Source organism: Cyanobium sp. Morenito 9A2 (assembly GCF_024345575.1).
In the GTDB taxonomy this organism is placed as follows: Bacteria; Cyanobacteriota; Cyanobacteriia; order PCC-6307; family Cyanobiaceae; genus ATX-6F1.
Genome location: NZ_JAGQBJ010000023.1, coordinates 1 through 13,270, shown reverse-complemented (window position 1 = coordinate 13,270; position 13,270 = coordinate 1). Strand labels below are relative to the sequence as shown.

Here is a 13,270-nt window from a genome sequence, read left to right as displayed (position 1 = left end):
GCAACTGGGAGCGTCGCCATTCAACAATCGGTTACCTCAGCCCGATTGATGATGGGCAACAGTTCATCACTGCCCTTCAACTCACCCCTGTGAAGCCCTGAGCGGTGTCCACGACATCGGGGCAACCCCAGGCTTTCAGCAAAGCCCCAAGGGACCGTCAGCAATTAAGTCAGTGAGGCGGGAGTGGAGGTGGCCGATTGGTGCTGCTGCTCCCAGTGCTGTTGGGCGGTAGGCAACAGACCGATCTGAACTTGACCCAGCAGAAGCATCAGGCGGTTCTGGGTTTCCGGGTCCTGGGGCATGAAATCAGAAAAGATCGCCGCATGACAGACATCAACGAACAGCGCCGCTTCTTCCGAGGACAGCCGGAGCAAATGCTCGTCGTTGTAGTGGGTAACTTTCACCGTCCAACTTCGGATGGCCTTCACCCTAGGCCTGCTAGCGCATTTGTGCTCAAACGCAAGTGTGACCAAAAGCGAGCTCGGTGCAACGCCCCGGCCAGGTCTCAACGGCGCACCGAAGGCCATCGGTGTCGGCCGGGGGCCAGAACCATGGCAACCAGGAACCTGCCCGCCTTGGCCCTGTGGGAGAAGGGCGTTTCAGTGGACGGGGGGTCGAAGCTGCCCCAGAAGCTTCGTTACAATACGAAAGAGGAATCAGTTCTATGGGCATCGGCCCAATGGGTTGGAACTGCTTTTTGGGCCCCACTGCTGGTCCGTTGGGGTCAGCCCCACCGCCGGAACGCAGCAACGTCAACGGGCGCGGCGTGCATTTCCCTGCAGGCTCAGGATCTGCCCATCAAACTGCTCCAAGCAATTTAACTGATAGATCCTCTTGAAGATCCTGGCTCGCTGCGCCAGGATCTCGGGGCCTCAACGGAAAGCTCAAGGTCCAGGCGGCGGGCGAGGCGCTCGGGATCCCAGCGGTCATGCAACTTGAAACAGCACTCTCCACCCAACAACGTGCAGCGCAGTTAAATCATTCATGCCCCTTGTGCGCGTCTTCACAAGGCACGAAAGCGCCCCAGTCCTGACGGGGCATAACTGCTCCAAGGAATCTCTGGGCAACAAGGCTGCGAACTGCGCCTCGGGTAGCGGGCTGTTCGTTTGAACCTTCGCGAGTCAGTTTGGCGATGAAGGCCTGATTTCCACTACCTTTGCAGCTTCGTTCCCTCTTGATGAAGGCCAATACCTCTCCATCGAATCCACCAATTCTCTCTTCATGACCTGCATACCAACTGATGACGCATCATGAATAAGCTGAATAGAGTCGCCAGAGTACGTTCACCATGCCGTGGTTCTTGAGCATGCCCCACAGACAGGTTTTCTGAAATCCAAACCGCTGCTTGATCATACGGAATGGATGCTCTCCTCTGGCTCGGATGTGATCCTTGACTGTTTCGACCAGCTCATCCAGACGCCCCTCGGGTCTATTGGGCAACGCCCGCCGCTTTCCTGGACGCATAGCAACCCGGAAACCAATGGTTTTGGCATCCATTTCAGGGGGTTTTTCGATGCCCTCGTAGCTGGCATCAGCGTAGACCAGTGTCTCCTCACCATGAAGGAGATCGGCGGCTGGGGTGAGGTCATGCACATTGGCAGCCGTGGTTCCCTCCGAGTGGATCAGGCCTTTTTCCTTGTCCACGCCAATGTGGACTTTCATCCCATAGGCGTAGCCTTCCGCGGAGAGTTGATCACACTGGTTGCCCTTATTCGCCTGGTGCACCTCAGGATCTCTCTCGCCTATCTTGTTCATGGTGGAGCTAGGCGCTGCGGTCACGGTGGCATTGATGATCGTTCCCTCTTTCATGGCGATGCCATCGGCTTTTAGATGGGACTTCACAGTCGCAAAAATCTTCTTGCCCAGGTTGTGCTTCTCCTACAGGTGCCGGAACGCCAGGTTCGTGGTCTCATCAGGGATTCCCTCGCTGATCAGGTCAATACCAGCAAAGCGTCGCATTGTGGGCACCTCGATCAGAGCGTTTTCCATGACCGGATCGCTGAGCGAGTACCACTGCTGCATCAATGAACACGCAGCATCTGCATCGCACAAGCCTGCGGCTACGTGGCCAGTGGAAAAGCCGGGGGGTCCCCGTGGATCTCGTCCTGGGATAGTGGAAGTCGATGAGTACCTGCCAGGGCACGTCCGCTTCCATCTCAGTGAGAAACTTCTCACGTTTGGTACGTTTCTAGTGGCTCCGACACGGTCGCCCTGTGGGCTCGGCAGGGGCCGTGGCCTGCTCGTAATCACTAAACCCAAGCTGCTTTTCACCCACGATCCCAGCCCTTACCTGCGATCACAGGGCAGTTTTCGCGTGCGTACGTAGACCTTTCCAGAGTCTCCCTAACGCCTTGATGGAGCAGAGACAATCTGGGGTTGTGGGGAGCCGACCACCCGGCACTGACGAAAGGACCTTGAACCATCACCATGCCTACAGCATCGACAAACTTGAATCGATCTCGAGAGAGCGGGACAGCGACCTTACGATGTCCATTACTACTGCGTCACTTGAACGATCTTGTCAACGTTCCTGTCACTATCTCAAGCTGATTGAACTGGGCGCACTGCCCATTTCCTGGCCGGAATCCATATGCAGGAAGCGCTCAAATTTTTTGCAGGTTACAACTGATTAATCCAAGCGATTAAACGCGCACTGGCATCAGCCGCCCGCATCAATCGATCCACCCAGCCATGGAGCAGCAGAGGGAAAGATATCCAGATCCTTGGATAGGTTGGCTGGGCTTTGAACGGAGAGGGTGTCCTTTGGTTCGGGACCTAACTAGACCAGCACAAACGCAAATGATGACCAGGGAGACGAATTACCCCAGCATTTACCCCAACTTTTAATTTCTTCTGCGAAGTCGAAGAAAGCGGTTCATCGGCTGCAGCGCAGTCATTCTGCTGCATCACTCAACACGAAGAAACCACCCAAAGCCACACCAGCCTCCCGCAAGGGCTCCCAGTGCTCGCGCGATCGGGCGCAGTGCGCCCAAAAGCCAATTGCCCCCTGAGACTCAGCGATTGCCATAGGGGCATCCCTGTTGCCGAAGCGCCAGGGTGAGGCCATCGGCCTGCGCCGCCAGCTCCGCCCCTTGGGGGGTGTAGTACACCAGTCCGAACCTGTCGCGGTAGAGCACCGACTGGCGGCGATGCAGCTGGGCCTCGGCCCGGTGGCGGCAATCCATCAATGCCTGGTAGTCCAGGGGCGCATAGGCCTTGTCAGCGGCGTTGGCCGCCTCCGCCTGCCGACTCAGGGCCGGGCAGAGTCGTTCCCGGATCCGCTTGGCCAAAGTGATCTCCGCCTGGAGTGCCTGGCTCAGGAACGCATCGCGTTGATCCAGACGCTGTTGGCATTGCTCCTGCGCCTCTGCCCAAGCGGGCCTCACCATGAGTCCCAGGGCAAGGCCCAGGCCGATCCAAACAGACGATCGCTGCCAACCAGATGCCGCGCCCCTCATGGCGACGGGCGGGATTCGGCCCCAGGGGTGGGCGCTGGGGTGGGCCTGAGCAGGTAGGGCAGGGCCGTCTCATAGAAGAACAGGTCGATCCCGCTCCAGCCCCGCTGACGCACCAGCTCAAGCTCCTGCTGCAACAGTTGCGGATCCTTCGGCGCGCTTTTCAGACCCGCCAGCAAACCGATGCGCAAGGGCACCCGCAGGGCGGCCTGCTGGAGGCTGGGCCGCTCCAACTCCCCCTGCAAGGCCCCCAGATCCCGCCGGTAGATCTGCACCACCACCTCATCCACCAGACCTGCGCTCACCCAGCTTGGCCAGTCGGCCAGATAGGCCTCGAGCGAGAACGGCATCGGGTTGGGCGACACCGAGAGGGCCACCCCCGGGCAGGCCTTGGCCATTCCCTGCCGAATCTCTGCCAGCAACGCCGTTACCAAGCCCGCCCGCCAACGCAACCAGGTCGGATCGTCGGCAGTGGGCTGGGGTTTCAGGCGGCCCGCCGGGGTGGCCCGCCAAAGGGCCAGGGTGGCCGGGTCGTAGCCGAAACGGGCCGGATAGCCCAGATGGTCATCGAACTGGAGGGCATCGAGCGGCAACCGCCTGCAAGCCTCCACCGCCAGGGCCACAAGGGCCCGGCGCACCTCCGGCAAGGCTGGGTTCAACCAGACCCGATCAAGGCCTGGACTCTCGCTCCAACGCACTTGGCCGTTCAGGTCTTGCAGCAGCAGCCCTTGGCGACCAATCAGCCAGGGGGCGTCGATCGGCGCCATCAGCCCGAATTCCATCCAGCCCACGGTCTGCAGGCCTTTTTGGCGCAGGTCCCTCAGCAGCCGAGTCGGAGCGAGGGGATCACCCAGGCGTGGATCGACGGCGAGCTGGAGAGGATTGCTGGTGGTTGTCACCGGCCAATAGGCGTAACCCCCGGTGTAAATGGGCACGGCGACCCGAGTCACGCCTTGGCGTGCGAACAACTCCACAGCCCGAGCGGCGGCCTCCGGATCGAACATCACGGCGCTGTCCACGGTCGTGAGCCAGACGCCAAGTGAATCCGCAGGTCCCTCTCTGCGGCGATCGAAGGGCGGCTGGGGTGGGATGGGCTGTGCAGCGGCGGAACCGACGATGGCTTCGGCGCCTCCGAAAACGAACGCCAAGGCGGCCAATAGCGGCCATGGGCTCAGGAGCCCAGCGGTGCGCCTGCCTAGACTCACGGCACCCAACAGGCATCGCCCGTTCGACCTCTGCAAGCGATCGCCATGGGCCCTGGGAGCAGAAGCCTAGGGGTAGCCCTGGCACTGGCTCTCCAGTGGACGCCGCTGCTCCCTTACGCCGCTCGAGCGACCCCGCCGCGAAAGTTGGCGCCCTGCCAGATCAAGGGTCAGAGCCACGCCGATGTGATCGTGTTTGGCGATGAACCTGCCGGGCTGATGACGGCCCTGGAGGTACGGCGTCAGCTTCTGCGCCTGGGGGGTCAATCCATGCCGAAGGTGCTGGTCGTGAGCGATGCCGACATCAGCGCTGGACTGGGGGGCACGATCGCCCGGGCCGGCCTGGCCTACCTGGATCGCAACCAGGTGCCCGGCGACATGCGCGCACTGCTGGGGCCGTTCGCCGCCTCGTCTGAGCTTTACGGACGCCTGGTGAGGCTCATGGGCGTACGGGAGGTGGCCGTGGATCCCCGCCGTGCCTCCCAAACGTTCCGCCGGGCCCTGGCTGCTGCCGGCCTACCTGTGCTGCCACGGGCCAAGTTCTGGGGGGTCCAGCGGCAGGGACGTCGGCTGTGCACGCTGCGCACGAGCCGCTACGGCAGCCTTGGGGCGGATCTGTTCATCGACGCCAGCCTCGGTGCGCAGGTCGCTCACCGCAGTGGTGTGGCGTTTCTCGAGGGCCTTGGGCCACGAACGCTGCGCGACGACAGCCTTGCCCTGGGCTGGATCTTCGAGGTGGAAGGTCTTTCCCTCAATGACCTCCAGCGCCAGGAGGAGCGACTGAGCCGCCGTCTGCTCGATCCAAGTGATCTCCAGGCCCAAGGCTGGTTGCACTGGTGGCCCGACTACGCCCAGCATCCCCGGCGCCTGCTGGCCGACCTACTCGATGAACGGGGGCGCTTCTCGCTCGCCTACCCCAGCACCAGCGACTCCGCCGACGTGCGCAGCCCCGCCCTGACCATGGCCTTCCATGGTCTGTCTGGTTGGCGGCCCATACCGGCGGGAGGGAAAGTGCTGCTGGATCAGGCCAACATCGCCCTGCTGCCGGGTCGTTTGAGCTTCAACGCCCTGCTGTTTCCCAACGACGCTGAACAAAACCGCCAGGTGTTGGCGGGCGGCAATCGTCCGCTTCCGTGGATGTGGCCCCCAGCGCTTGATGTGACCAGGTTCTTCCGCAGCCTTGGTGCCACAAAGGTGGTCTGGATGCCTGAGTTGTACGTGCGCTCCGCGGACCAGATTGCGTTTCCCGTTCAATCCCTCGGTGTTGGACAGATGGCCGTCGGCGGGGTAGATCGCTCAGAGGCCCTAGGAACCTTCACCTATCCCCTCGACTTTCGCGGCGATGCGTCCAGGCTGCTGCCAAAGGCCAGGCCCACGTTCAATTTTGGCTACCGCCACACCTTGCCCCGGGAAATCGACAACCTCGCGGTGCTGGGGCCAGCCGCTGGCTATGCCGGACCCGGTGAAGGGATTGGCCGCATCGTCGAGTTCAACGTCTCGGTGGGCCAAGGCCTGGCCATCGCCACCGCTCTTGCACTGGTTCGCCATCAACCTTTGGCGGCGCTTGACCCCCGGGAGGTGGCCAGGCTCATGCCGGGAGGCGTTGTGCCCTATGGCAGGCCCTCAGGGGCCACGGCCCTGCAACTGCTGCTTGATCAGCTGAGCTACAGGCTGCAGCTGCTATGGACGGGCCACAGGCTCTGAGGTCGGCGCTTGGTGTCGATCCCTTTTCGCCATCACTCGCGCCCGCTGCATTGAGGGCAAGCAAAGCCGTCTGAGCCTTGCCCAACTCTGAGAGGGTCAAAAACCTGAAGGGCGCAGAGGCACCGTCAGGAGGGAGCCATGCCTGATGAGCGCGAGGCCAGGGGGGGCGCCTAAAAGAAGGACGCGATGATGAGCGACATGGAGCTGGAGAGAATCCAGCACAACCCGCGCATCCGTCCGTGCTTCCGACACCTCGACGGTCATCCACCGGGTCCTATCCCCACCAGAAAGCACAACGGCGAAAGGCAACCGTGGCCTTGTGCATCGGGCTCGGTGTCGCTCTGACGGCGATGCTGCCCCTGGGCCCCACCGCCCTTGCCCAGCCGGGGGACACCATCCCCCTGCCGGAGCCGCAAGGTCAGACCCTGCTGATGCAGAGCGTCGATCGCGCCGACTACGGACCGCTGGCCGAGCAGTTCCTCACCCAGGCCAATCCCGCCTACTGCGGCGTGGCCAGCATGGTGATGGTGCTCAACAGCCTGGCGGTGCCGGCCCCGCCAGCGCCGGGCTATGGGCGCTACCGCTTTTGGACCCAGGAGAACGTCTTCGAATCAGCCGCCACCCGGGCGGTGCTCAGTGCCGAGCAGGTCGCCCGCAGGGGCATGACCCTCCAGGACCTGCGAGCGCTGCTGGCCAGCCGTGGGCTGCAGGCGCGGGCCATCCATGGCGATCGTCTCAGCCAGGCCCAGTTCCGGTTGCTACTGCGCAGCAACCTCAGCCAGAGCGGTGATCGCCTGCTGGTGAACTACGACCGCAAGTCTCTGGGACAAGCCGGCGGCGGCCACATCTCCCCGGTGGCCGCCTACCACGCCGCCTCGGATCGTGTGCTGATTCTCGATGTGGCCCGTTACCGCTACCCGTCTGTATGGGTGCCCCTGGCCGATCTTTGGCAGGCAATCCGCAGCACCGACAGCAGCTCTGGCCTCAGCCGCGGGGTGGTGGTTGTGCGACGGATCTGAGGAGGAGCAGTAGAACCAATGCGTCGGGGTGAAGAGAAAAACCCGATCTGACGATTCGGACCCAGCTCCAATACTCAGGGCGGATCGCTGACTTGTCCCGCGCCGACAAACCGGAGCTACTACCCAATAAAGGGCGAACCGCTCACAAGCCAGACACGAGCCTCTGCTGGCATCGTGAGAGAGACGCAGCTTTGAACCCCTTGGAATCTGATGGCCATGACCAGTGAACCCATCCGCTTCACCGATGGGGCCGGTTACGACCGCTTCATGGGGGTCTGGAGCCGCCTCGCCGGAAAGGAATTTCTGGCCTGGATCGCGCCGCAACCCGGACTGCGCTGGCTGGATGTGGGCTGTGGCAATGGCGCCTTCACGCAACTGATCGTTGAACAGAGCGCACCGATCTCGCTCGTAGGCATCGACCCGTCGGAAGCGCAACTCGTCTTCGCCCGGCAGCATCCTCTGCTGAAGAGCGTTGAGTTTGTCAACGCTGACGCCATGGCCCTGCCGTTCCAGGACGCCACGTTCGATCTCGCTGTCATGCCGTTGGTGATCTTCTTCGTGCCCGTGCCGGCGCAAGGTGTGGCTGAAATGGCACGTGTCGTTGCCCCGGGTGGCACCGTGGCCGCCTATGCCTGGGACATGGAGGGCGGGGGCTTCCCCTATCGAGACGTGACGGAAGCACTGAGCGCCGTCGGCCGGTCCACACCCATGCCCCCCAGTCCGGAGGCCTCGCGCCTTGATGTGTTGCGGGATCTCTGGGCCACCGCTGGCTTGAGGGATATTCAGACGAGAGCGATCGCTGTTGAACGCACTTTCGGCGACTTCGACGACTTCTGGAACACCCTCCTCGGCGGCCCGAGTGCTGGTCAGGCCCTCGCGGCCATGAACGAGGTGGAACGCTCCGGCTTCCGCGATTTGCTTCAAGCCCGCCTGCAGCCAGCTGGCAGCGGCCCGATCACCCTCGCGGCGCGAGCCCATGCCGTCCGGGGCACGGTGCCAGGCCCTTGAGGCACGTGCTGTTAGATCGCCATGTGCTTGGTCCACCCCTTGCAGAGGAAACGGTGCCATAGAGGCGAGCAAGGGAATGCTGCGTGAGCTGATGCTGGCTATCGGACTCCCAGTGGCCGCACGCTGGCGAGGAGATGATGCTGGCGTCTTGATCTAGGTGTGTAATCCCCTCAGGTTGTTCAGCAGACAAGGGTGTGTGAGTTCTCCAGGGTCGAAGTGTCATCGCCGTCCCAAGACCTCACAAACCACGCATAGCCACCCACTGGCCCGACTGACACCCATCAGTCAAGAACTCCTCATTCGGCGGCACCCAATAAAGGTCGAACCGGTGAAAAGCCCTGTCATACCAAAGCCTTAAAAACCCCTGTGGCACAGATGTGGCACCAGCGAAGCAAAACCTTGTGCCACGCCACATCGTTTCGCTGAGAGGGGTGAAGGCCTGACGGGCGCTACGCCCCCCCCCTGGGGAATTTCCATTGGAATGGAGGTCAGGAGCATGGGCGAGGGAAGGGGGCCTGCCCACCTCAAGGGTGGAGCTGATAGTCAGGTTCATAATTGATGGTCAGTCTGGTGGTCACGGCCTAACCCCCAACAACTTGTCCAAGGAACCAGGAAAACCCAAAAATGCATGGTCAACGAGTATAGACTGATTCATACGAACATATTTAGTCACGAAGAAGATTGTGAGCAGGGCCCCGTGGACCCGCCCTGAAAAATCAGGTGGATAGGTTGACGGTGATATCCAGGTGTAATCAGCTACGTTTACCGACCCAAGAGCCTGCAGTGGAATGGATTTGAAAAGTCGTGCATTTTGGGGAGGGGTGATAGATTGAATGGAATGGAGAGAGCATGCAGTATGGGCGGACCGTCGAAATAGAGTTAGACAGACGAAAAGAGCGGGTTGCGCTTTCGTATCTCTTGGGATACGATGCTTCCATGCTGGAGATTCGGGAGACTACTGCCTATGCCAATTGGTTTAGGGGTCTGCGTGATCGCGCAGCCAAGGCGCGAATCGACATTCGAGTGAGGCGTCTATCTATTGGTAATCCTGGGGATGTACGCTCAGTTGGGGAAGGAGTCTCCGAACTTCGGATTCAATTTGGCCCAGGCTACCGAATCTATTTCATCCAGAACGGTGAGGAGTTCATCCTGCTTCTTGCAGGTGGAGACAAGTCCTCTCAAGCACAGGATGTTAAGCAAGCCAAGAATCTTGCGCGAAACCTTTAGGAGAGACTCATGACTAAGACGGTTACTACTCGCTGGGATCCTGCAGATCATCTTGTAAGCAGTGAAGACCAGGCTGCCTATCTTGAAGCAGCACTCGAAGATGGCGACCCCAAGGTCATCGCTGCCGCGTTAGGAGATATTGCTCGTGCCAAAGGAATGACACAGATCGCCCGTGACGCCGGCCTTGGTCGTGAGAGCCTCTACAAGGCTTTGTCAGCTGGTGGAAATCCAGAGTTCGGTACGATCTTGAAAGTTATTTCTGCCCTAGGGCTTCAGTTGCATGCAAGTCCTGCAGATGAAGCGAAAGCTGCTGTCTAACATTGTCATGCACCTGAGCCGCCACCGCAAGGCCATCTGATTGATGCAAAGCTCACTGCGGCCAGGTGATGGCAAGCGTTAGGCACAACTGGATAATCACATGAATCTTGAGATTACGCCTGACGTTGCTCATGCTCTCGGACACTACGTTTATGCGTACCTAGATCCACGCGACGATCCACCTAGTGTCTTTTACATAGGCAAGGGAGTTGGGCAGCGCGCAGTCGATCATCTATATGACACGACTGAAAGTTACAAAGTCGAGCGCATCCGTGCTATTCATGCGTGTAACCTAAAGCCAAGAATTGACATCATTGCCCATGGCCTTCGCGATGACGTCGAAGCTTCAAGGGTTGAGGCCGCTCTCATCGAACTTGTCGGCATTCACGCACTTACTAACAAGGTTCGAGGTCTAAAAGCCACCGAGTTCCCGCGCAGGCCGCTCGAAGCTTTCATCGCAGAGCTAAGGGCTGACCCAGTAGAAGTGATCGAACCTGCCTTGCTAATTAGGGTTAACCAACAGTTTCAGTACGGTATGTCGCCCCAATCACTGTATGAGGCTACGCGCGGTGTATGGGTAATAGGCGAGGAACGGCGCAGCTATGCACAATTAGCTATGGCTGTTTTTGCAGGTATTGTCCGCGAAGTTTATTCCATCGAATCTTGGCACGAAGCGGGCACAACACAATATCAAACACGGGATCAGCAAGAACTTTTGAATACCAGAGGCAGGCGTTGGGAGTTCGTGGGCCACGTAGCAGAAGACTCTCTAAGGACGCGCTACCTTGGCAAGTCAGTTGCCGGCTATCTCAAGAAAGGATTTCAAAGTCCAATCATAGGAATCAACCTCGGCTGATCGTGTGCCTAACATCAACATGCAGCGGGCGGGGTCCAGAATGCCTGATTAAGGCAAAGCGCAAATGCCCGCCGCTGATCTTGAGCGTTAGGTCGACAGAGAAAACATGAACGCCGACTACCGAGGAGTGAGTCCCTTCACGAACTACCTTCCACCGGACCTGTTTCAAGGGTTTGTTGGGCGGGGCATGGAACTCGATTCTCTTCGCAGCACATTCCTCGCGGGAGTACGAGGAATACAAGTCGTGGGGCCGGCCGGTTCCGGAAAGACGTCGTTGGCGCGAGTGTTTGCCGACCAGTCCAAAGAGCAGTTTCCAGGCGGTGTTAGCGCCGCCAACGCATCTTGGGCAGAGAGCCCTGATGCTCTGTTCCGCCGTGTCCTCCCGGATGTGGTCGGTCCAGGACCAAGGCTGCTTGTCGTAGACGACGCGGAAGCGCTCGACGAACTCGGGATCCACCAGCTTCAGGTCGCGTTGCAGCGAGATCCTCAGCTACGCCTGTTGCTGACATCGCGCCGGCCTCTACCTCTAAGCGCAGACTTCAAGCAGCTGGCTCTCGGAGGACTCAGCAGAACAGAATTTGAGGAGCTTCTTCGACTGCGGAACGCGTTCGCACATGGACGATTTGACGAGCAACTCGTCGAACAGTTGTTCCACGTGGCCGGGGGAAACGCTCTCCTGGCGGATCTGGCCGTGGCTGCTGTTCGACAGGGAGTTGTCGGCTCTTGGACGGAGCTATTCGATCATCTACGCACCTTCCGAGTGCCCGGCATTCTGGGACCCGATGGTCGACCGATTGATAGCCAGTCGGAGGAATACCGGAAAGTCGTCATCGACGTCACCGCAGCGAATGATGAGGTTCTGCGGCTACTCCAGAAGGAGCCAGGCCTGGCGTGGCGACTTCCACCGCGCAAATTCGAAGAGATCGTGGCTGAGATTCTCTATAGACAGGGCTACCAAATAGAACTTACCCCGGCATCCGGAGACGGCGGCTTCGACATCTACGCGGCTCGGCAGGATGGCCTTGGAAAGTTCCTCTACTTGGTTGAGTGCAAGCGATATGTGCCGCCGAACAAGGTAGGTGTCGAGATCGTTCGCTCGCTCTACGGTGTCATCCAAACCCAACGAGCGACTGCGGGTGCGATCGTGACGACGTCGTTTTTCACCGCCGGGGCCCAGGAGTTTCAGCGACAGGTGCAACATCAACTGCACCTTCACGACTACCTAGTTCTACAGAGGTGGATCAAGGACTTTCCAATCACGCGCATGGAGGCGACCTAACAACAGCATGCAGCGGAAGGCGCTGCGCGCCGCCGCTGATGCTGAGCGTTAGGCTTACCTGATTAGCGACCGATGATCTCGATGGCTGAAAAGATGTACTCAAGGAGAGAAGTCGAGCGTTCCTTTCGGAAGTTCTCCGACATAGTTTCAGATTTGATGGAGGCACGTCATCAGACATGGGGGAACTCCTTTGACCACCTCATCGAACACTGCAAGAACGATCAAGTAATGCAGATCGTGCTTGCGCCGTTAGCAAGAAATAAGAGTATCGATGCAGTTGCGTGGTACCAAGATGCCATGTCGACAACTGGTTCGATGGTCGGCACGGGAAGATACACACTGCCATATGACGATGAAGAAAGGACGGCCTTGCTTTACCAGTTCTTCGTTCTTGTAGCCGAAAATAAAGTAAATCTATCGCAATTCTGTCAAAACATGTATGGGACGTCTGGCTATCACGATATGGCTAGAGTGTTGAATAGTGAGCTCGTGGCAAAGTTCACTAGAGAGATTCAGTATCGGTTAAACGAGATTCTCGTGGATACGGCCGAAGACCAAGAAATCTCCAAAGAGGCCATGACTGTATTCCATTACCATGACAACTCGATTAATGTGTCTGGGCCTATTCAGGGGAGCAACATATCAACTACTGGCTCTTCGATTTCAGGATCCACTGCCAGTTTTGAAGAACAGCAGGAAGTGGCTTCCGAGCTGGCTGAGATAAGAAGACAATTGGCTCAGGAGGATACTGCTAAAAATGTAAGCAAAGTAGCCATTGAAGCCATAGATAAGCTGATACATTCAGCGTCAGATCCCAATGCCGCTCTTGAAGAGGTCAGTGAGTCAGCAAGTATCGCAATTAAGGACTCTCCGTTGGTCCGCACAAAGCTTGTAGACCTCTGCGAAAGGATTGGAGTTGGGGTAGCAAGTTCAACGATTGTTCTTGGTATTAAGGCTGCTCTAGGACTCTAGAGCTCTCTGCCTTGTCATACTATGGGAAGCCTAACATCAAGATCCAGAAGACGGGATCATAGGGAGCTTTCTATGCTGAGGCTTCGGCCCGCTTCTGATCTTGAGCGTTAGACCGACGCAAAACACCGATGCGACTACGAGGTAACCTAAAATCGTGGAATGATGAGCGAGGCTTCGGGTTCATCGAGCCAGCTCAGGGTGGCAAGGATATCTTTGTTCATATCAAGGCT

At 59.1% G+C, this 13,270-nt stretch carries 12 protein-coding genes and 1 pseudogene; 9 read left to right on the top strand and 4 right to left on the bottom strand.

Going from position 1 to position 13,270, the window contains the following annotated elements; all coding sequences use genetic code 11:
* Window positions 1-164: 164 nt before the first annotated feature.
* The 4 genes and pseudogenes from KBY88_RS15880 to KBY88_RS15860 all read right to left on the bottom strand — a co-directional run bounded on the left by KBY88_RS15880 (window position 165) and on the right by KBY88_RS15860 (window position 4,660).
* Window positions 165-404, bottom strand: a complete 240-nt coding sequence (locus KBY88_RS15880; RefSeq protein WP_254940920.1) for a hypothetical protein — start codon at window positions 402-404, stop codon at window positions 165-167.
* 815 nt (window positions 405-1,219) lie between these two features.
* Window positions 1,220-2,275, bottom strand: a pseudogene (locus KBY88_RS16455) (IS5 family transposase).
* 739 nt (window positions 2,276-3,014) lie between these two features.
* On the bottom strand, window positions 3,015-3,389 hold the full coding sequence (locus tag KBY88_RS15865) for a hypothetical protein (RefSeq protein ID WP_254940918.1): 375 nt from the start codon (window positions 3,387-3,389) through the stop codon (window positions 3,015-3,017).
* A 65-nt stretch (window positions 3,390-3,454) separates the two neighbouring features.
* Window positions 3,455-4,660 (bottom strand): family 10 glycosylhydrolase, encoded by a 1,206-nt coding sequence (locus KBY88_RS15860; protein ID WP_254940917.1) that lies wholly within the window; start codon window positions 4,658-4,660, stop codon window positions 3,455-3,457.
* A 144-nt stretch (window positions 4,661-4,804) separates the two neighbouring features.
* Between KBY88_RS15860 and KBY88_RS15855 the strand changes: the two genes are divergently transcribed.
* The 9 genes from KBY88_RS15855 to KBY88_RS16360 form a co-directional block, all read left to right on the top strand.
* On the top strand, window positions 4,805-6,361 hold the full coding sequence (locus tag KBY88_RS15855; protein ID WP_254940916.1) for an FAD-dependent oxidoreductase: 1,557 nt from the start codon (window positions 4,805-4,807) through the stop codon (window positions 6,359-6,361).
* Window positions 6,362-6,672: 311 nt separating this feature from the next.
* Complete coding sequence (locus tag KBY88_RS15850; RefSeq protein ID WP_254940915.1) at window positions 6,673-7,380, top strand: phytochelatin synthase family protein; 708 nt, start codon at window positions 6,673-6,675, stop codon at window positions 7,378-7,380.
* 216 nt (window positions 7,381-7,596) lie between these two features.
* Complete coding sequence (locus tag KBY88_RS15845; RefSeq protein ID WP_254940914.1) at window positions 7,597-8,388, top strand: class I SAM-dependent methyltransferase; 792 nt, start codon at window positions 7,597-7,599, stop codon at window positions 8,386-8,388.
* A gap of 849 nt (window positions 8,389-9,237) precedes the next feature.
* Entirely contained in the window at window positions 9,238-9,615 is a 378-nt protein-coding gene (locus KBY88_RS15840) for a type II toxin-antitoxin system RelE/ParE family toxin (RefSeq protein ID WP_315858154.1), read from the top strand.
* Window positions 9,616-9,624: 9 nt separating this feature from the next.
* Window positions 9,625-9,933 (top strand): addiction module antidote protein, encoded by a 309-nt coding sequence (locus tag KBY88_RS15835; protein ID WP_254940912.1) that lies wholly within the window; start codon window positions 9,625-9,627, stop codon window positions 9,931-9,933.
* Between the two features lie 100 nt (window positions 9,934-10,033).
* The gene (locus KBY88_RS15830) at window positions 10,034-10,789 is read left to right on the top strand and encodes an LEM-3-like GIY-YIG domain-containing protein (protein ID WP_254940911.1); all 756 of its coding nucleotides are present in this window, start codon (window positions 10,034-10,036) and stop codon (window positions 10,787-10,789) included.
* A 106-nt stretch (window positions 10,790-10,895) separates the two neighbouring features.
* Window positions 10,896-12,068, top strand: a complete 1,173-nt coding sequence (locus tag KBY88_RS15825) for a restriction endonuclease (RefSeq protein WP_254940910.1) — start codon at window positions 10,896-10,898, stop codon at window positions 12,066-12,068.
* A gap of 81 nt (window positions 12,069-12,149) precedes the next feature.
* Window positions 12,150-13,040, top strand: a complete 891-nt coding sequence (locus KBY88_RS15820; RefSeq protein ID WP_254940909.1) for a hypothetical protein — start codon at window positions 12,150-12,152, stop codon at window positions 13,038-13,040.
* A gap of 128 nt (window positions 13,041-13,168) precedes the next feature.
* A partial coding sequence (locus KBY88_RS16360; RefSeq protein ID WP_396102960.1) for a cold shock domain-containing protein occupies window positions 13,169-13,270 on the top strand: 102 nt, incomplete at its 3' end.

Excerpts from the sequence above, each read along its gene's own strand:
- KBY88_RS15865 (WP_254940918.1), bottom strand. The coding sequence starts at position 3,389 with ATGGTGAGGCCCGCTTGGGCAGAGGCGCAGGAGCAATGCCAACAGCGT.
- KBY88_RS15845 (WP_254940914.1), top strand. The coding sequence starts at position 7,597 with ATGACCAGTGAACCCATCCGCTTCACCGATGGGGCCGGTTACGACCGC.
- KBY88_RS15840 (WP_315858154.1), top strand. The coding sequence starts at position 9,238 with ATGCAGTATGGGCGGACCGTCGAAATAGAGTTAGACAGACGAAAAGAG.
- KBY88_RS15835 (WP_254940912.1), top strand. The coding sequence starts at position 9,625 with ATGACTAAGACGGTTACTACTCGCTGGGATCCTGCAGATCATCTTGTA.
- KBY88_RS15830 (WP_254940911.1), top strand. The coding sequence starts at position 10,034 with ATGAATCTTGAGATTACGCCTGACGTTGCTCATGCTCTCGGACACTAC.
- KBY88_RS15825 (WP_254940910.1), top strand. The coding sequence starts at position 10,896 with ATGAACGCCGACTACCGAGGAGTGAGTCCCTTCACGAACTACCTTCCA.
- KBY88_RS15820 (WP_254940909.1), top strand. The coding sequence starts at position 12,150 with ATGGCTGAAAAGATGTACTCAAGGAGAGAAGTCGAGCGTTCCTTTCGG.